This is a genomic window from Mixta mediterraneensis (assembly GCF_030283135.1).
GTDB lineage: Bacteria > Pseudomonadota > Gammaproteobacteria > Enterobacterales > Enterobacteriaceae > Pantoea > Pantoea mediterraneensis.
Genome location: NZ_JASUAZ010000002.1, coordinates 216,982 through 233,907, shown reverse-complemented (window position 1 = coordinate 233,907; position 16,926 = coordinate 216,982). Strand labels below are relative to the sequence as shown.

Genomic DNA, 16,926 nt, shown 5'->3' with positions numbered 1-16,926 from the left:
TGCTACTTAAGACTATATCCTAAATACCTTACGTTGCAGGCAGGCGGCCAAACCGGGCGTTTTCCGGGATGGCTTCCGGGCAGCGAGCAAGGACTTTACAGCCAGTAGCAGGACGGATATACGGCTTGGCTTGCGTTTTTATAATGAATGACCAGGCTTATTGAGTATTCAGGATAGCGCCATTCGCGCTTCACGTTGTTCAGGAGGAAAAATGAGCAAGAAAGTTGCGGTTTTAATCACCGATGAATTTGAAGACTCAGAATTTACCTCACCTGCGGATGCTTATAAGCAAGCGGGCTTTGAAGTCATCACTATTGAAAAGCAAGCCGGGAAAACCGTTAAAGGCAAAAAAGGCGAAGCGGAAGTGACTATCGATCGTAGCATTGATGATGTCAGCCCAGCGGAATTTGATGCGCTGCTGCTGCCGGGCGGACACTCGCCGGATTCGCTGCGCGGTGACGATCGCTTTGTCAAATTCACCAAAGATTTTGTCGCTAGCGGCAAACCTATTTTTGCTATTTGCCACGGCCCGCAGCTGCTGATCAGCGCCAACGGCGTACGCGGTCGTAAGATGACCTGCGTTAAGGCTATCGCTGTCGATTTGATCAATGCCGGTGCCGACTTCCACGACAAAGAAGTGGTCGTTGATGAGGATAAACTGGTGACCAGCCGTACCCCAGAGGACTTACCGGCGTTCAATCGTGAGTCGCTGCGTATTCTGCAAGCAGCCTGACTCATTTTCCCTTTCCCGCCTGGGAAAGGGAATTTTCATTCCACATCAGAACGTTGCCAGATGATTTTCTTGCCAAACCCCAGGGCGTTATCGGTCATTTTAGCTTCGTCTAAGCGGATCTCCCACAGGGGAGCAGAGACGTTGCGCGAGACGGGAAAACGTTTCTGATAAGTCTGGCGCGCCTGAGCTTCCGCTTCCTCACTTAATAATGCAATCCTGCCGCGATATTGCACGCCTTTAATCAGCAATACGGTTTTTGGCTGGCCATTTACCGTGCCTGCAACCCGGGCATTTTTTGTCAGCAGCAGGCCGTGACGCGTATCGGGTTCGGTCATGATCCAGAACGCCATGCGCGCTTCATCGAAAACATAAAAACAGTTGGCGCACCATAATTCATCATCGGCGCTACAGCAGAGAGAAAGAACGTGTTGTTTTTTCAGATAACGAATCAGATGAGCGTGGTCGGACACCGTTAACTCCAGTCAATGCGCCCCGTCGCCAGATAGCGGCCATACGACAAGCGCGCTACACTGCCCGGCAGGCTTTATGTAGAGAAGATGAAGATGAATCAGAGCTGGCAGCTCTATATTGTGCGTACCGCCGCTGGCGCGCTTTATACCGGTATTACCACTGACGTGACGCGTCGCGTGAACCAGCACCAAAGCGGACGCGGTGCACGCGCGCTACGCGGCAAAGGCCCGCTGGATTTAGTCTTTCACTGCGACGCAGGCGATCGCGCCAATGCATCACGACTGGAATATCAGGTTAAACAGCTAACGCGTCAGAAAAAGCTGCTCCTGGTTGCCAGCCAGCCTGTCAGCCTGGATAGCTGGTTCAGTCGAAGCGATTAAATGGCTCTGAATACTCGATACGCCCTTCTGCACCTTCAAAGGCGGTATCTGCCAGCTGATAAACCTGAAAAGCAGCCTCAGCGCCCGGCCAGCGACAATGCAAACCGTGACGCGCCGCGGGTTCAAAACCAAAACGGTTATAGAACGCCGGATCGCCCAGCACAACCACCGCGCTGTAGCCGAACTCGTTAAGCGCATCCAGTCCTTCATAGATCAACTGTTTAGCGATGCCTTTGCCGCGCAGGCTTTCATCAACCGCCAGCGGAGCGAGTCCAACCCAGCCACGCTCTTCACCTTGCAAGGTCACCGGACTAAAAGCAGCATAGCCTAATACCTGCCCTTCATCGTCCGTTGCCACTACGCCAAGCGTCAGTAAACCATCTTCACGTAGTGCCTGTGTCAATTCCGCTTCGGCAGCGGTTTTAAAGCAGCGTTTAAGTAAGCCATCAATGCCTGCTGCATCAACGCCGATCTCGGTTCGAATTAACATATCGCACCCGCGCGTGCCTGTACGGCTTTCGCGTCCAGTTTCATTCCTGCCTCCACAAAAGCAGCCAGCTGCTGTAATCCCGTGCGTAACGGCATGGACATAGCGTCAAGTTCAATTGCATCCATTACGTGCTTTACCTCCAGCCCCAGTTCTGTGTCGTCCTCAATCGCCAGACGCCGTTGAAAGAACAACATGTCGGGATCTGCTTTACGTGCTGCCATCAGCAACAAATTATTGGCATTGCCCCGGAACCAGACATCTGCCCTGGCATCCGGCAATACCGCCAGTTGGCCATTCTGAATCGTGGTGATCCCTGTCAAATTCATATCATCCATTTCGATCCCCAGAAAGCGCCCTTGCAGGAAGTCTAACTCACCTTCAGCCAAAGAATAACGAAAATGCCAGTTCAGGCGTTGTTGCAATAACAACTTTTTAACCTTGAACGGGGTAAGTGCTGCGGGTAACTCCAAGATTTTAGGCATTTTTTCTACGCAATACAGATGCCACCGCTTTAACGCCGCTATCGCTTCCTTAAAAAGATTTTACGTATAGTGCCATATCCTTCTGTCTGCGCCTCCGCTGAGATCAATAAAGTTTTCCAGAGAAGGTAAAAAACGCAGCGATAAAGAGGATTTTGCATTTCGCAGCCTTACAAGCGTATGTCCAGACGCGGCGCTCACCACTATGTCGGGTGAATTTGGAATGACTATGGCCGACAGGCACTCTGACCGCCCTGCGAACCGCGGTGGGGCGGATGCGGTCTGTGTCGGCCTGAAAGATAACACCAACGCACGCCATTTTGCCGGTTTGAAACTCATGGATAAAAACTGGCGAAAGCCGCACGTTATCTCCATCAGCATCATCTGCATCGCCGTAAATTGTAGGTGGCGATTAACGCTCTTGCGCATCCGGGCGGTGTGGTGCGCTGGCGCTGTTGACGTGTTCGCTCAGAAAATCGAGCCAAAGGTGCCTGCGGAACCTGCTGTATCCATTATCCCAGGGGGCGGCGCGTTAAATCGCACGCGCGCCAGGCGCCGCTGATGTTAGCGAACGGCAACGAATGCAACGGGTACTGGCGCAGGCTGACGGCTATGGTTCTGACATAGCCCGAATGAAAGGCACATACAGGCTATATTCCGGCTAACGTTAACAGTTTTAATATGGGTAAGGATGCATAATACTGGTTGGAGCAGGATTTAACGCTTGCGCCATACACTTTGGAGTACCCATGTCTGAGAAAAAAAACGTCCGCCTTTCCGTTTTGGATCTGGCCCCGATTCCACAAGGCGCCACGCCGCGTGACGCTTTCCATAACTCACTGGCGCTGGCGCGTCAGGCTGAAGCGTTAGGCTATCAGCGCTACTGGCTGGCTGAGCACCATAATATGACCGGCATTGCCAGCGCGGCAACTGCGGTGCTGATTGGTTATCTCGCGGCGAATACTGAAAAACTGCAATTAGGTTCGGGCGGAATTATGCTGCCTAACCACGCGCCGCTGGTCATTGCCGAGCAGTTTGGTACGCTCGCCTCACTTTATCCTGGCCGTATTGATCTGGGCTTAGGCCGCGCGCCTGGCTCAGACCAGCGCACCATGATGGCACTGCGTCGACATCTTTCCAGCGCTCAGGCCGACACCTTCCCGGATGATGTTCAGGAACTTATCAACTGGTTCGATGCAGAAACAGATGAGCAGCCGCCCGTGCAGCCCGTGCCGGGTTTAGGGATGAAAATTCCGGTGTGGCTGTTGGGATCCAGTCTTTATAGCGCCCAACTGTCTGCAAAAATGGGCTTGCCGTTTGCTTTTGCCTCGCATTTTGCGCCGGACCAGCTGTTCCAGGCTCTGCATCTTTATCGCGAAAACTTCCAGCCCTCTGCACGGCTTGCCAGGCCTTACGCGACGGTATGTATTAATGTCGTTGCCGCCGACAGTGATAAGGATGCGCGCTTCCTGTTTACTTCGCAGCAGCAGCAATTTATCAACCTGCGTCGTGGCAAACCTGGCCCGTTACCTGCGCCCGTACAGAACATGGATAGCCTGTGGTCGCCGTCAGAACAGTACGGCGTGCAGCAGGCGTTGAGCATGTCATTAGTCGGTGATGGCGATAAAATACGCCACGGTTTAGCGGCTCTGCTGCGCGAAACGCAGGCTGATGAGATTATGGTTAATGGTCAGATCCATGACCCGCAAGCACGTTTGCGTTCATTTGCCATCGCAATGGACGCCGCCCGCGCGTTGTAATCCAGGCTGCGGTGGGGCGGCTTATCGCTCTGTGCCCCTCACCGCCAGTTGATAAAGAGTCGCGCTTACCTGTCGGCTTATGGATGGCAAAACGGCGAGGCACGTTGTTACTCCCCAATAATCTGTCCGCTTCGTCATCATAAATATCTTTCATTTAATGACGGCTGGTTTTTGCACCATGCCGTTAGCAAATTCTGCTGCGTCGAAACGGGCAGTAAGAAAGGCTTACTGGTTTGCAGAAACAAAGAGTCAGGATGAGTTTGGCAGACACGGAAAGGCGCGAAGGTAGGGATGGGTGAGGAATGTAAGTAGCCAGCGCTTACCTGGCCTGAAATAAAAACGCCTGATGCAATGCATCAGGCGTTTTAGCGTACAGAAAACAGTAACCCGCGCTAAGGCTGGTCACCACTTAGCGGGCATTGCTGCCCCGCTCAGTTTTATGCATCACGACGACGTGGTGCAGCACCATCTTCACGACGAGGGCCACGACCGCCTTCGCGGTTGAAGCTACGTCCAGCGCCTTCACGGCCGCCAGGGCGTTCAGAAGAGAAACGACGACCGCCTTCACGACCCGCACCGCCACCACGACGCTCGCCACCGAAGTCACGACCACCTGAACGACGCTCACCGCCACGGCCTTCGTGCGGCTGTGCATCACCCAGCAGTTGCATATTCATCGGCTTATTCAGAATACGCGTGCGAGTAAAGTGTTGCAGTACCTCGCCCGGCATGCCTTTTGGCAGCTCGATAGTTGAGTGCGTACCGAACAGTTTGATGTTACCAATGTAACGGCTGCTGATGTCGCCTTCGTTAGCAATCGCGCCAACAATGTGACGAACTTCAACCCCATCATCACGGCCAACTTCAATGCGGTACAGCTGCATTTCGCCAACATCACGACGCTCGCGACGAGGACGATCGCCATCACGGCTGTCGCGTGAACCACGAGATTCGCGGCCGTCACGACGACCATCACGGTCATCACGATCGCGGAACTCACGGCGCTGTGGACGCGGTGCATCTGGTGGCAGGATCAGCGGACGTTCGCCTTGCGCCATTTTCAGCAGCGTAGCAGCCAGCGTTTCCATATCCAGCTCTTCTTCCGGCTGTAACTTAGCCAGCAGCGCACGATACATATCCAGATCGCTGCTTTCCAGCTGCTGCTGAACTTTAGCCGCAAACTTAGCCAGACGACGCTGACCCAGCAGCTCTGCATTTGGCAGCTCAACTTCCGGGATAGTCAGCTTCATGGTGCGTTCGATGTTGCGCAGCAGGCGGCGCTCGCGGTTCTCAACGAACAGCAGCGCACGACCAGCACGGCCAGCACGACCGGTACGACCAATACGGTGAACGTATGATTCTGCGTCCATCGGGATGTCATAGTTAACAACCAGGCTGATACGCTCAACGTCCAGACCACGAGCAGCAACATCGGTAGCAATCAGGATGTCCAGACGACCATCTTTCAGGCGCTCCAGTGTCTGCTCACGCAGGGCCTGATTCATGTCACCATTCAGTGCAGCACTGTTATAACCGCTACGCTCCAGCGCTTCGGCCACTTCCAGAGTTGCGTTTTTAGTACGTACGAAGATGATAGCGGCATCAAAATCTTCAGACTCAAGGAAGCGAACCAGCGCGTCAGTTTTGCGACCGTAAGCGGTCCAGTAAGACTGGCTGATGTCCGGGCGCGTAGTCAGGCTTGACTGGATTCGCACTTCCTGCGGATCTTTCATGAAGCGTTTAGTGATACGACGGATCGCTTCCGGCATGGTGGCAGAGAACAGAGCGGTCTGATGACCTTCTGGAATCTGCGCCATGATAGTTTCAACGTCCTCGATGAAGCCCATACGCAGCATTTCATCAGCTTCGTCCAGCACCAGACCACGCAGATTAGACAGATCTAACGTACCGCGTTTCAAATGGTCTAGCAGACGGCCAGGCGTACCCACAACAACTTGTGGCCCCTGGCGCAGGGCGCGCAGCTGTACGTCGTAACGTTGGCCGCCGTAAAGGGCCACAACATTCAGGCCGCGCATATGTTTAGAGAATTCAGTTACAGCTTCAGCAACCTGAACCGCCAATTCGCGGGTGGGTGCCAGCACCAGAATTTGTGGTGCTTTGACGGTTGGATCAATGTTGTTTAACAGCGGCAGTGAGAAGGCCGCAGTTTTACCACTCCCGGTCTGCGCCATACCCAACACATCACGGCCAGCCAGCAGGTGAGGAATACACTCAGCCTGGATTGGAGAGGGTTTAACGTAACCCATACCGTTCAGTGATTCGAGGATGTCGGCGTTCAGGCCAAGGTCAGCAAAAGTGGTTTGAATATCAGTCATGTAGTACACGTGCCTCGTAGATTTCGGCGGCCAGTCTACATAACTCGTCGTGAAAACTTTCAGTCATTTTCATCAAAAAGTGTGAACCGGCTCAAATTAAAAGTTTTGACGAACAAAAAAGCCTTCACCCTTGAAGATGATGACTTTACAGGTATTCAGGCAATAAAAGTTCGTCAGCTATTGCTGGTCAGATTCTGATAAATCGTCTTGTGCCTGGCCGAGTTGCGCCAGTTCCAACAATGCGTATCGGTGTTCAACAAAGTTGTTTACGTTGTTGGCCACCGCCAGTTTGAACAACGCTTTCGCGTCGTCCTTCTCCCCCAGACTTAGGTAGTACTTACCTAAATAGAAGTTGGTTTCACTGAGATGTTCAGCGAGCGAGGTATTATCCGTTGCGTCTGCCTTGAGACGTTCCATCAGCGTTTTTTCGCTGATGTCGCCAAGGTAGAACTCGACAATATTCCATCCCCATTGATCTCGAACCGCTTTGTCATAACGCTGTTGCAACGTTACTTTTGCTTTGTCGACATCTGTCTCACGTTCAACGAGATAGAGCCACAAACTGCGGAAAGGATCGTTAGGATCGTCTTGATAAAACGCCAGCAGATCATCTTGCGCTAACTTGTATCGACCGCTGTAATAGAGGGCGATACCACGGTTTAAATGCGCATAGTTGTAAGTTGGATCAAGCTCAAGTACAGAATCAAACGCTTCATAGGCGGCATCAAAATTGCCCGCCTGCGTTAAATATATGCCGAGGTAATTAAATACTTCCGGCATATCAGGTCTAATAGACAACGCTTGCGAGAAATCGTTCCGCGCTAATGCCCGTAGACCTAGACTATCATACAACACTCCGCGCTCATATAACAGCTGTGCGCGTTCATCATCGGTGAGGGCGCGACTGGCAAGTATTTGTTCCATACGCGCCAGAATCACTTCCTGTTGCAGTGTGGGCTGTAGAGGTACTGCAAGAACTTCGTTCTTACGCCAATTGGAGTTGCTGCATCCTGCCAGCGTTAAAGCTGTCGCAACAAAACACCAGCGCAAAAAAGGCTTCATTTCCCACTCCCGAATACAAACATTGGGATAACCGTCCTGTCATCCGCCTGCTGTGCACAAGGATTCCCGCCCTCGCGATAACACAAACGCCTCTCCCCGCCAGGCAAGGAGAGGCAAATCAGGAACGTATTACTCAGCGTCAGGTGTGCTCGCTGCAGCTTCTTCAACCTGCGGCGCGGCTTCTGTCGCTTCTTTAATGCTCAGACGTACGCGACCCTGACGATCAACTTCCATCACCTTGACCGGTACTTCCTGACCCATCTGCAGATAGTCAGTGACTTTCTCAACACGCTTATCGGCGATTTGCGAAATATGCACCAGGCCTTCTTTACCGCCGCCGATCGCAACAAAAGCACCGAAATCAACAATGCGCGTTACTTTACCATTGTAAATGCGGCCCACTTCGATTTCAGCTGTAATTTCTTCGATGCGGCGAATAGCTTCTTTCGCTTTCAGACCGTCGGTGGCCGCAATTTTCACGGTACCGTCATCTTCGATTTCAATGGTCGTACCGGTTTCTTCAGTCAGCGCACGAATCACTGAACCGCCTTTACCGATAACATCCTTGATCTTGTCTGAATTGATTTTGATGGTGTAGATGCGTGGTGCAAATTCAGAAATCTCGGTACGCGGTGTGCTGATTGCCTGTTCCATAACGCCCAGGATATGCAGACGTGCACCCTTAGCCTGGTTCAGCGCTACCTGCATGATTTCGCGGGTGATACCTTCGATTTTGATGTCCATCTGCAGCGCAGTTACGCCATCACGGCTACCCGCGACTTTGAAGTCCATGTCGCCAAGGTGATCTTCATCGCCCAGGATGTCAGACAGAACAACAAACTTCTCGCCCTCTTTCACCAGGCCCATTGCGATACCTGCAACAGCGGCTTTAATCGGCACGCCTGCATCCATCAATGCCAGTGAAGCACCACAGACCGAAGCCATGGACGATGAGCCGTTTGATTCGGTGATTTCTGACACTACGCGCACGGTGTAAGGAAAATCTTCCGCTTTTGGCATAACGGCCAACACACCACGCTTCGCCAGACGACCGTGACCAATTTCACGACGCTTCGGCGAACCAACCATACCGGTTTCGCCAACGGAGTAAGGAGGAAAGTTATAGTGGAACAGGAAGCTGTCGGTACGTTCACCCATCAGCTCATCCAGATTCTGCGCATCACGCGTAGTCCCTAGCGTCGCGGTAACCAGCGCCTGCGTTTCGCCACGGGTAAACAGTGAAGAGCCATGAGTACGGGGTAACACGCCAGTACGAATGTCCAGGCCACGGATCATATCTTTTTCACGGCCGTCAATGCGCAGCTCACCATTCAGAATACGGGTACGTACCACGTTCTTCTCAATAGCGTGCAGCAGATCGCTGATTTCACCTTCGTCCAGCGTTTCGTCTTCCGCCAGCAGAGCAGCAGTAGTTTCGCTTTTGATCAGGTTGATCTGCTCGTAGCGCTGCTGTTTTTCTGTAATGCGGTAAGCATCACTCAGGCGCGTTTCAGCCAACGCAGCGATGCGTGTATTGAGTGCATCGTTGGTCGCTTCTGGTTGCCAGTCCCAACGTGGTTTGCCCGCTTCGGCAACCAGCGCATTAATATTTTCGATAACAATCTGCTGCTGATCGTGGCCGAAAACGACCGCGCCCAGCATTTGTTCTTCAGTGAGCACGTCAGCTTCAGATTCAACCATCAGTACCGCATTCTGCGTACCGGCAACAACCAGATCCAGACGAGATTGTTTGAGCTCATCCGCAGTTGGGTTCAGTACGTATTGGTCGTTGATGTAACCGACGCGCGCAGAACCGATTGGGCCGTTGAATGGGATACCAGACAGAGACAGCGCAGCAGAAGCACCAATCATCGCAACGATGTCTGGATGAACCTGCGGGTTTACCGAAACGACGGTAGCGATAACCTGAACTTCGTTAACAAAACCTTCCGGGAACAACGGGCGAACCGGGCGGTCAATCAGACGCGCAATCAGCGTTTCGCCTTCGCTTGGACGGCCTTCACGACGGAAGAAGCTTCCAGGGATACGACCAGCAGCATAGGTACGTTCTTGATAGTTTACAGTCAGTGGGAAGAAATCCTGACCTGGCTTAGCTTTTTTCTGGCCAACAACGGTAACGAATACTGCCGTATCATCCATGCTCACCATAACGGCTGCAGTGGCCTGGCGTGCCATCATGCCGGTTTCCAGCGTGACGGTATGCTGACCATATTGGAATTTGCGTACGATCGGGTTCAGCAAAATTAACATCCTTAACTTCGGGGCAGAGCTATCTTTAGCCTGCCATTGATTACCGATCTTCTGTTGCATCCTCGCGACTAATGACAACCCTTAACCGCCCCTGCGGTAAAGCCTCTCATTAGCCGCGCGAACCTCTGCAATCGAAGATCACTCTAAGCAACAATACATGAGTTTGGTCTGGATTGCTGCCGATTGCTCGAAAAAAGGGGCCATAAAGGCCCCCTTTTCGCGAAACTCGCACGAATCTGATCGTAGACGATTTTTTGCAAACTGTCTGCGTGATGTCCTTGATCAGATTCTTCAGACTTAGCGACGCAGACCGAGGCTTTCAATCAGGCTGCTGTAGCGTGCAACGTCTTTACGCTTCAGGTAATCCAGCAGCTTACGACGCTGAGATACCATACGCAGCAGACCGCGGCGGCTGTGGTGGTCTTTTTTGTGCTCAGAGAAGTGGCCCTGCAGATGGTTGATCTGCGCGGTCAACAGTGCAACCTGAACTTCGGTTGAACCGCTGTCGTTAGCGCCACGACCATATTTAGCAACGATCTCTGCTTTAGTTTCTACGCTTAGAGACATAATAAACTCCAGTTAAATGAATGTATGGGTGCCGATCTCTAATTCAGCATCCCGCTTTAAAGCCGCGCCATTCTACTCTTCGCCCGATGGCAACGCAAATGTCCCGTCAGGCGAAAACAGCGCATGGCTCAATCCTGGTACTCAACCACCAGACGACGTGGCGCCACACGTCCATCATCAGCAATTTCGGCCATGCCAATGAACTTGCGTTCATCCCCTTCCGTAACGCGTACTAATCCTTCCGGGGGGGTATTGCTGGCCTGTACCGGCTGCCCTTGCCTGAAGTAGGCTGCAACCGTCGAAGGCAGATTAACTTCCGGAAAAGCAGAGGCCGGACTATCCATTGGCAACAACAGCGGATCAAGTTGCTCAGCAAGCGGAATTCCTGCTTCAGTGGCGGCGTTAAGCAGCGCATTAAGCTGCTCCAGCGTTACCATTTTTTCAAAGGGATACCGCGCAACCTGCACGCGGCGCAACATAATGACGTGGGCACCGCAGCCGAGCTTCTCGCCCAGATCATCGATAATGGTGCGAATATACGTCCCTTTGGAACAATGGATTTCCAGCTCCAGCTCATCATCGTGCCAGCGAATAAATTGCAATTCGTAGACGGTGATGGGGCGCGCATCTCGCGCTATTTCAATGCCCTGACGCGCATATTCGTAGAGCGGTCGTCCCTGATACTTCAATGCTGAGAACATTGACGGAATCTGTTGCGTCTCGCCACGGAAACTATCCAGCGCAGCATCCAGTTCAGCCTGAGTAAAAGTGACCGGGCGCGTTTGCACCACGTTGCCGTCGGCATCCGACGTATCAGTACGCTCGCCAAGACGGGCGATAACGCGATAGCGCTTATCGGAATCTAACAAATACTGGGAAAACTTGGTCGCTTCTCCCAGGCAAATCGGCAGCATGCCGGTTGCCAGCGGATCAAGCGCGCCAGTATGGCCTGCCCGGTTTGCGTTAAAAATACGCTTCACCTTTTGCAGAACATCATTGGAAGAGGCACCTTGCGGCTTATCCAACAGCAGAACGCCATGGACATCACGGCCGCGTCGACGGGGACGACTCATTACGCTTCCTCGTCCTCATCCTTTGCATCTGTTCCACGACGTTCAGCATCGTTTTTCACGACGCTACTCACGAGATTAGACATACGCATCCCTTCTATCAGTGAGTTGTCGTAGAAAAAGGTCAGTTCAGGCACGATGCGCAGGCGCATCGCTTTGCCCAGCAGAATGCGAATATAGCCAGACGCTTCTTTCAGTGCTTTCAGGCCGTTTTTCACCGCTTCTTCATCTTTGTCGTTGAGGAAGGTGACAAACACTTTGGCATAAGCGAGATCGCGTGAGACCTCAACGCCGGAGACGGTAACCATCATGCCCAGACGTGGATCTTTAATTTCGCGCTGCAGAATCATCGCTATCTCTTTTTGCAGCTCTTGTGATACGCGCTGCGGGCGACCAAATTCTTTCGCCATAATCATTTCTCCAAAATAATTCGGGAGGCCAGCGGCCTCCCAAATTGCATCACATCAGCGGATATTTATGCGATGGTGCGTTTAACTTCAATCACTTCAAAGACTTCAATCATGTCGCCAGTACGGACGTCGTTATAGTTCTTAACGCCGATACCACACTCCATGCCGTTACGAACTTCATTAACGTCATCTTTAAAGCGACGCAGTGATTCCAGTTCACCTTCGTAAATCACCACGTTGTCACGCAGAACGCGAATTGGATTGTGACGTTTGATATTACCTTCCGTCACCATGCAACCTGCGATAGCGCCAAATTTCGGTGATTTGAACACATCACGGACTTCAGCCAGACCAATAATCTGCTGTTTATACTCCGGTGCCAACATGCCGCTCATGGCTGCTTTCACTTCATCGATCAGGTTATAGATGACCGAGTAGTAGCGCAGGTCCACGCTTTCCGCGTCAATGACGCGACGCGCTGATGCATCGGCACGCACGTTAAAGCCCAGGATAATGGCGTTCGAAGCTGCTGCCAGGGTGGCGTCGGTTTCTGTGATACCGCCTACGCCAGAGCCAACAATCTTCACTTTCACTTCGTCGGTAGAAAGTTTTAGCAAGGAGTCGGAGATAGCTTCCACAGAACCCTGTACGTCAGCTTTCAGCACGATGTTCAACTCGGACACTTCGCCTTCAGTCATGTTGGCGAACATATTCTCCAGCTTCGACTTCTGCTGGCGCGCCAGTTTCACTTCGCGGAATTTACCCTGACGATACAGCGCAACTTCACGTGCTTTTTTCTCGTCACGCACTACGGTCGCTTCATCACCCGCAGCCGGAACGCCAGACAGGCCCAGAATTTCAACCGGGATAGAAGGACCCGCTTCCGCCACTTCACGACCCAGTTCATCACGCATCGCACGAACGCGACCATATTCGAAGCCGCACAGTACGATGTCGCCTTTGTTCAGCGTACCTTCACGTACCAGCACGGTCGCAACCGGACCACGACCTTTGTCGAGGAACGATTCGATAACGACACCGCTCGCCATACCTTCACGAATAGCTGTTAATTCGAGAACTTCCGCTTGCAGCAGAATGGCGTTAAGCAGGTCATCAATACCGGTTCCGGCTTTTGCAGAAACGTTGACGAACATGTTTTCGCCGCCCCACTCTTCCGGGATGATACCGTACTGTGTCAGCTCATTCTTAACACGGTCTGGATCGGCTTCTGGCTTATCAATCTTGTTCACAGCCACCACAACCGGCACTTTCGCCGCTTTGGCATGCTGGATTGCTTCAATGGTCTGTGGCATGACGCCATCATCCGCTGCAACAACCAGGATAACGATGTCCGTTGCCTGAGCACCACGCGCACGCATCGCGGTAAACGCGGCGTGACCTGGGGTGTCAAGGAACGTCACCATGCCATTGTCAGTTTCGACGTGATAAGCACCGATATGCTGAGTAATGCCGCCCGCTTCGCCAGAGGCGATTTTGGTGGAGCGAATGTAATCCAGCAAGGAAGTTTTACCGTGGTCAACGTGGCCCATGATAGTCACAACGGGTGCACGAGACTCCTGCGCCGCATCGGTATCACGATCGCCCATTACCGCTTCTTCCAACTCGTTTTCACGACGAAGGGTAACTTTATGGCCCATTTCTTCAGCAACCAGCTGAGCGGTTTCCTGATCGATAACCTGGTTGATAGTCGCCATGGCGCCCATCTTCATCATTGCTTTAATGACCAGCGAACCTTTCACCGCCATCTTGTTAGCCAGCTCGGCTACGGTGATGGTTTCACCGATGATGACATCGCGGTTAACGGCCTGAGCGGGTTTGTTGAAGCTCTGCTGTAACGCGCTTGGCTTACGATGTTTGCCACCTTTACCGCCACGAATAGCGGCACGCGCTTCTTCACGGTCAGTTTTGGCTTCTGAATGCTTGTTGCCTTTTTTCGCCGGACGCGCTGCTTTGGTGCTGCGAGTACGTGCACGACCAGCTTCGACCTGACGATCGTTCTCGTCTTCTGCCTGGCGTGCGTGCGTAGAAGTCGTGACGTGATAATCGCCTTTATCTTCTTCTTCCGGTTTTTCCCATTCAGCCGCTTTTTCTTCGGCCAGACGGCGGGCTTCTTCAGCTGCGAGACGCGCCGCTTCTTCGAGCTTGCGGCGGGCTTCTTCTTCAGCCTTACGCTTCAGTTCGGCAGCTTCTGCTTCGCGACGGGCTTTGTCAGACTGCGCAGCCCTGGTCGCGTGATCGGTAGGTTGATTTGTCACTTTCTCGTTTTCCGCTGCTGCACGTTTGGCCTTGTCAGCGGCTTCGCGCCTGGCTTTTTCTTCGGCTTCACGTTGCGCTTTTTGTTCAGCTTCGCGACGGGCTTTCTCTTCAGCCTCGCGTTGCGCCTGCTCTTCCGCTACACGCTGCGCCTCAGCTTCTGCTTCTGCCTGAGCTTGCTCAGATTCTGCATCGCCTTTCACGTATGTGCGCTTTTTGCGGACTTCAATTTGCACCGACTTACTTTTACCCCCGGTGCCTGGAATATTCAAGGTGCTACGCGTTTTGCGCTGCAACGTCAGCTTGCCTGAACCGGCCTGACCATGCTCACGATTCAGGTGAGACAGTAAGGTTTCTTTCTCGTGCTGGGACACTGCGTCGTTTTCAGACTTAGGGATCCCCGCATCAGCAAATTGCTGTACCAGGCGATCGACCGGAGTCTGAATTTCTGCGGCCAGCGATTTTACGGTTACATCTGTCATGCTGTTCCTTCCTGTTATTACGCGTCATCGCCGAACCAGCAGATATTTCGAGCGGCCATAATTAGCGCGCCAGCTTGCTCATCAGTCAAACCTTCAATATCCGTCAGATCGTCAACACCTTGCTCAGCGAGATCTTCCAGCGTGCAAACGCCTTTTGCTGCCAGGCGATAAGCCAGCGCACGATCCAGGCCTTCAAGATTCAGAAGATCCTCAGCGGGCTCCTGATTACCAAGGCTCTCTTCTTTCGCTAATGCCAGGGTGGTTAACGCATTTTTTGCTCGTTCACGCAGGGCTTCTATAGTCTCTTCGTCGAGACCGTCGATTTCCAGCAACTCGTCGATTGGCACATAAGCCAACTCTTCCAGCGAGGAGAATCCTTCTTCTACCAATACGGTGGCGAAGTCTTCATCGATGTCGAGATGTTTAGTGAACATATCGATGGCGGCGTGCGCTTCAGCTTGATGCTTAGCTTGCAGATCATCGACAGTCATCACGTTCAGTTCCCAACCACTTAACTGGGAAGCCAGACGCACGTTTTGGCCGTTACGACCGATCGCCTGAGCCAGATTGCCAGCTTCAACAGCGATATCCATGGTGTGATTATCTTCATCCACCACGATTGATGCCACATCAGCCGGAGCCATGGCGTTAATAACAAACTGTGCCGGGTTGTCGTCCCACAGAACAATATCGATGCGCTCGCCACCCAGTTCGCTGGAAACAGCCTGGACACGCGCGCCGCGCATGCCTACACAGGCACCCACTGGATCGATACGTTTGTCATTCGTTTTTACCGCGATCTTGGCACGCGAACCCGGATCACGAGCTGCGGCTTTAATTTCGATCACTTCTTCGCCAATTTCAGGCACTTCAATGCGGAACAGTTCGATCAACATCTCTGGTTTAGAGCGGGTCACAAACAGCTGCGCGCCACGCGCTTCTGGGCGCACTGAATACAGCACGCCGCGAATGCGGTCGCCTGGGCGGAAGTTTTCGCGCGGCAACATGTCTTCACGCAGAATAACCGCTTCGGCATTGTTACCTAAATCCAGCGAAATATTGTCGCGGTTAACTTTTTTCACCACGCCAGTAATAATTTCGCCTTCCTGCTCGCGGAACTGATCAACCACCATTTCGCGTTCAGCTTCACGTACTTTTTGTACGATAACCTGTTTCGCGGTTTGGGTAGTGATGCGGTCGAAGGTCACCGATTCAATCTGATCTTCAACATATTCGCCCAGATTGAATGCTTCATCTTCGAAGCGGGCCGCATCCAGCGTGATCTCGCGGGTCGGTTGTGTAACCTCTTCTACGATCTCCCAACGGCGGAACGTATCGAAATCGCCGCTTCTGCGATCAATGCTTACGCGTACGTCAATTTCTTGCTCGTACTTTTTCTTGGTCGCAGTAGCCAGCGCGCTCTCCAGCGCTTCGAAGATTTTCTCACGCGGCAGGGCTTTTTCGTTAGAAACGGCTTCTACAACAGCTAAGATCTCTTTATTCATCCTGGTTAGCCTCAATCCGGACTTTTAAAAGTGGGGGACCAGGTTCGCTTTCTGAATATTACTCAGCGCGAACACTTCATCGTTACCCTCAACGTTTACCGTGATCATCTCGCCTTCAACAGACTTAATGATCCCTTGCCATTTACGGCGGTTTTGAACGGCCATACGCAGCACCAGACTCACTTCATCACCTGTAAAGCGCACATAATGTTCAGCGGTAAACAGCGGACGATCGAGCCCCGGTGAGGACACTTCAAGGTTGTAAGGCACGGTAATGGGATCTTCCACATCCATTACTGCGCTTACCTGGTGGCTGACATCCGCACAATCATCGACATTGATGCCATCTTCACTATCAATATAGATGCGCAGAATGGATGTGCGACCACGAACGAATTCAATTCCCACCAGTTCGTAGCCCAGCGCTTCTACTGGAGCCGATACCAACTCTGTCAATTTTTGCTCTAATGTGGACAAGCCCACCCCCAAGACATAAAAAAAGGGCCTAAAGCCCAGTATTACGATTCACTAATAACAAAAAACCCCGAAAATTCGGGGCTTTTTATCACTGGACCCTGTATGCCGCAAAGCGGCCCGGACACAATCCAAAAGAATTTTTTTAAAATTCGCTGTAAA

The 16,926-nt window shown here is 52.4% G+C and carries 17 protein-coding genes; 4 read left to right on the top strand and 13 right to left on the bottom strand.

Translation table 11 applies throughout. The features are described from left to right. Positions 1 to 211: 211 nt before the first annotated feature. On the top strand, positions 212 to 733 hold the full coding sequence (locus QRY16_RS02880; RefSeq protein WP_289775569.1) for a type 1 glutamine amidotransferase domain-containing protein: 522 nt from the start codon (positions 212 to 214) through the stop codon (positions 731 to 733). 35 nt (positions 734 to 768) lie between these two features. Here QRY16_RS02880 and QRY16_RS02875 read toward each other — a convergent pair whose 3' ends face one another. Next, on the bottom strand, positions 769 to 1,203 hold the full coding sequence (locus QRY16_RS02875) for a YhbP family protein (protein ID WP_289775568.1): 435 nt from the start codon (positions 1,201 to 1,203) through the stop codon (positions 769 to 771). Positions 1,204 to 1,296: 93 nt separating this feature from the next. Here QRY16_RS02875 and QRY16_RS02870 point away from each other — a divergent pair, with 93 nt between their 5' ends. Then, positions 1,297 to 1,584 carry a GIY-YIG nuclease family protein gene (locus QRY16_RS02870; protein WP_193405170.1) on the top strand — a complete coding sequence of 96 codons (288 nt, stop codon included), beginning with the start codon at positions 1,297 to 1,299 and terminating at the stop codon, positions 1,582 to 1,584. On the opposite strand, the gene QRY16_RS02865 is transcribed toward QRY16_RS02870, so the two are convergent. Next, positions 1,568 to 2,074: a GNAT family N-acetyltransferase gene (locus QRY16_RS02865; RefSeq protein ID WP_289775567.1), complete on the bottom strand. Its 507-nt coding sequence runs from the start codon at positions 2,072 to 2,074 to the stop codon at positions 1,568 to 1,570. The two genes, QRY16_RS02870 and QRY16_RS02865, sit on opposite strands and share 17 nt — an antisense overlap. Beyond that, entirely contained in the window at positions 2,068 to 2,556 is a 489-nt protein-coding gene (ubiT, locus tag QRY16_RS02860) for a ubiquinone anaerobic biosynthesis accessory factor UbiT (RefSeq protein ID WP_289775566.1), read from the bottom strand. Before ubiT ends, QRY16_RS02865 begins: the two co-directional genes overlap by 7 nt. 202 nt (positions 2,557 to 2,758) lie before the next feature. Here ubiT and QRY16_RS22180 point away from each other — a divergent pair, with 202 nt between their 5' ends. After that, positions 2,759 to 3,115 carry a hypothetical protein gene (locus tag QRY16_RS22180; RefSeq protein ID WP_419776105.1) on the top strand — a complete coding sequence of 119 codons (357 nt, stop codon included), beginning with the start codon at positions 2,759 to 2,761 and terminating at the stop codon, positions 3,113 to 3,115. 187 nt (positions 3,116 to 3,302) lie between these two features. Next, complete coding sequence (locus QRY16_RS02850) at positions 3,303 to 4,313, top strand: luciferase-like monooxygenase (protein WP_289775565.1); 1,011 nt, start codon at positions 3,303 to 3,305, stop codon at positions 4,311 to 4,313. Between the two features lie 437 nt (positions 4,314 to 4,750). On the opposite strand, the gene QRY16_RS02845 is transcribed toward QRY16_RS02850, so the two are convergent. The 10 genes from QRY16_RS02845 to rimP form a co-directional block, all read right to left on the bottom strand. Continuing rightward, positions 4,751 to 6,649 carry a DEAD/DEAH family ATP-dependent RNA helicase gene (locus tag QRY16_RS02845; protein WP_289775564.1) on the bottom strand — a complete coding sequence of 633 codons (1,899 nt, stop codon included), beginning with the start codon at positions 6,647 to 6,649 and terminating at the stop codon, positions 4,751 to 4,753. Beyond that, positions 6,642 to 6,716, bottom strand: coding sequence for a protein YrbN (gene yrbN, locus QRY16_RS22175; RefSeq protein ID WP_419776103.1), 75 nt, complete (start codon positions 6,714 to 6,716; stop codon positions 6,642 to 6,644). The genes QRY16_RS02845 and yrbN overlap by 8 nt, the downstream gene beginning before the upstream one ends. 110 nt (positions 6,717 to 6,826) lie before the next feature. Continuing rightward, positions 6,827 to 7,711, bottom strand: coding sequence for a lipoprotein NlpI (nlpI, locus tag QRY16_RS02840; RefSeq protein ID WP_289775563.1), 885 nt, complete (start codon positions 7,709 to 7,711; stop codon positions 6,827 to 6,829). Positions 7,712 to 7,840: 129 nt separating this feature from the next. Continuing rightward, positions 7,841 to 9,973, bottom strand: a complete 2,133-nt coding sequence (pnp, locus tag QRY16_RS02835; protein WP_289775607.1) for a polyribonucleotide nucleotidyltransferase — start codon at positions 9,971 to 9,973, stop codon at positions 7,841 to 7,843. A gap of 306 nt (positions 9,974 to 10,279) precedes the next feature. Further along, entirely contained in the window at positions 10,280 to 10,549 is a 270-nt protein-coding gene (gene rpsO, locus QRY16_RS02830) for a 30S ribosomal protein S15 (RefSeq protein WP_193405177.1), read from the bottom strand. A 128-nt stretch (positions 10,550 to 10,677) separates the two neighbouring features. Further along, positions 10,678 to 11,622 (bottom strand): tRNA pseudouridine(55) synthase TruB, encoded by a 945-nt coding sequence (gene truB, locus QRY16_RS02825; protein WP_289775562.1) that lies wholly within the window; start codon positions 11,620 to 11,622, stop codon positions 10,678 to 10,680. After that, positions 11,622 to 12,029: a 30S ribosome-binding factor RbfA gene (gene rbfA / locus QRY16_RS02820; RefSeq protein ID WP_193405179.1), complete on the bottom strand. Its 408-nt coding sequence runs from the start codon at positions 12,027 to 12,029 to the stop codon at positions 11,622 to 11,624. Before rbfA ends, truB begins: the two co-directional genes overlap by 1 nt. A gap of 65 nt (positions 12,030 to 12,094) precedes the next feature. After that, positions 12,095 to 14,785, bottom strand: coding sequence for a translation initiation factor IF-2 (gene infB, locus QRY16_RS02815; RefSeq protein ID WP_193405180.1), 2,691 nt, complete (start codon positions 14,783 to 14,785; stop codon positions 12,095 to 12,097). Between the two features lie 17 nt (positions 14,786 to 14,802). Continuing rightward, the gene (nusA, locus tag QRY16_RS02810) at positions 14,803 to 16,290 is read right to left on the bottom strand and encodes a transcription termination factor NusA (RefSeq protein WP_289775561.1); all 1,488 of its coding nucleotides are present in this window, start codon (positions 16,288 to 16,290) and stop codon (positions 14,803 to 14,805) included. A gap of 24 nt (positions 16,291 to 16,314) precedes the next feature. Then, entirely contained in the window at positions 16,315 to 16,767 is a 453-nt protein-coding gene (gene rimP / locus QRY16_RS02805; protein WP_193405182.1) for a ribosome maturation factor RimP, read from the bottom strand. Between the last annotated feature and the right edge of the window lie 159 nt (positions 16,768 to 16,926).

What these genes read in the sequence shown, in the direction of transcription:
- QRY16_RS02845 (WP_289775564.1), bottom strand. Translation starts at nt 6,649, where the DNA reads ATGACTGATATTCAAACCACTTTTGCTGACCTTGGCCTGAACGCCGAC.
- QRY16_RS02865 (WP_289775567.1), bottom strand. Translation starts at nt 2,074, where the DNA reads ATGTTAATTCGAACCGAGATCGGCGTTGATGCAGCAGGCATTGATGGC.
- QRY16_RS02880 (WP_289775569.1), top strand. Translation starts at nt 212, where the DNA reads ATGAGCAAGAAAGTTGCGGTTTTAATCACCGATGAATTTGAAGACTCA.
- QRY16_RS22180 (WP_419776105.1), top strand. Translation starts at nt 2,759, where the DNA reads ATGTCGGGTGAATTTGGAATGACTATGGCCGACAGGCACTCTGACCGC.
- rbfA (WP_193405179.1), bottom strand. Translation starts at nt 12,029, where the DNA reads ATGGCGAAAGAATTTGGTCGCCCGCAGCGCGTATCACAAGAGCTGCAA.
- nlpI (WP_289775563.1), bottom strand. Translation starts at nt 7,711, where the DNA reads ATGAAGCCTTTTTTGCGCTGGTGTTTTGTTGCGACAGCTTTAACGCTG.
- QRY16_RS02850 (WP_289775565.1), top strand. Translation starts at nt 3,303, where the DNA reads ATGTCTGAGAAAAAAAACGTCCGCCTTTCCGTTTTGGATCTGGCCCCG.
- nusA (WP_289775561.1), bottom strand. Translation starts at nt 16,290, where the DNA reads ATGAATAAAGAGATCTTAGCTGTTGTAGAAGCCGTTTCTAACGAAAAA.
- rpsO (WP_193405177.1), bottom strand. Translation starts at nt 10,549, where the DNA reads ATGTCTCTAAGCGTAGAAACTAAAGCAGAGATCGTTGCTAAATATGGT.
- ubiT (WP_289775566.1), bottom strand. Translation starts at nt 2,556, where the DNA reads ATGCCTAAAATCTTGGAGTTACCCGCAGCACTTACCCCGTTCAAGGTT.
- infB (WP_193405180.1), bottom strand. Translation starts at nt 14,785, where the DNA reads ATGACAGATGTAACCGTAAAATCGCTGGCCGCAGAAATTCAGACTCCG.
- truB (WP_289775562.1), bottom strand. Translation starts at nt 11,622, where the DNA reads ATGAGTCGTCCCCGTCGACGCGGCCGTGATGTCCATGGCGTTCTGCTG.
- QRY16_RS02870 (WP_193405170.1), top strand. Translation starts at nt 1,297, where the DNA reads ATGAATCAGAGCTGGCAGCTCTATATTGTGCGTACCGCCGCTGGCGCG.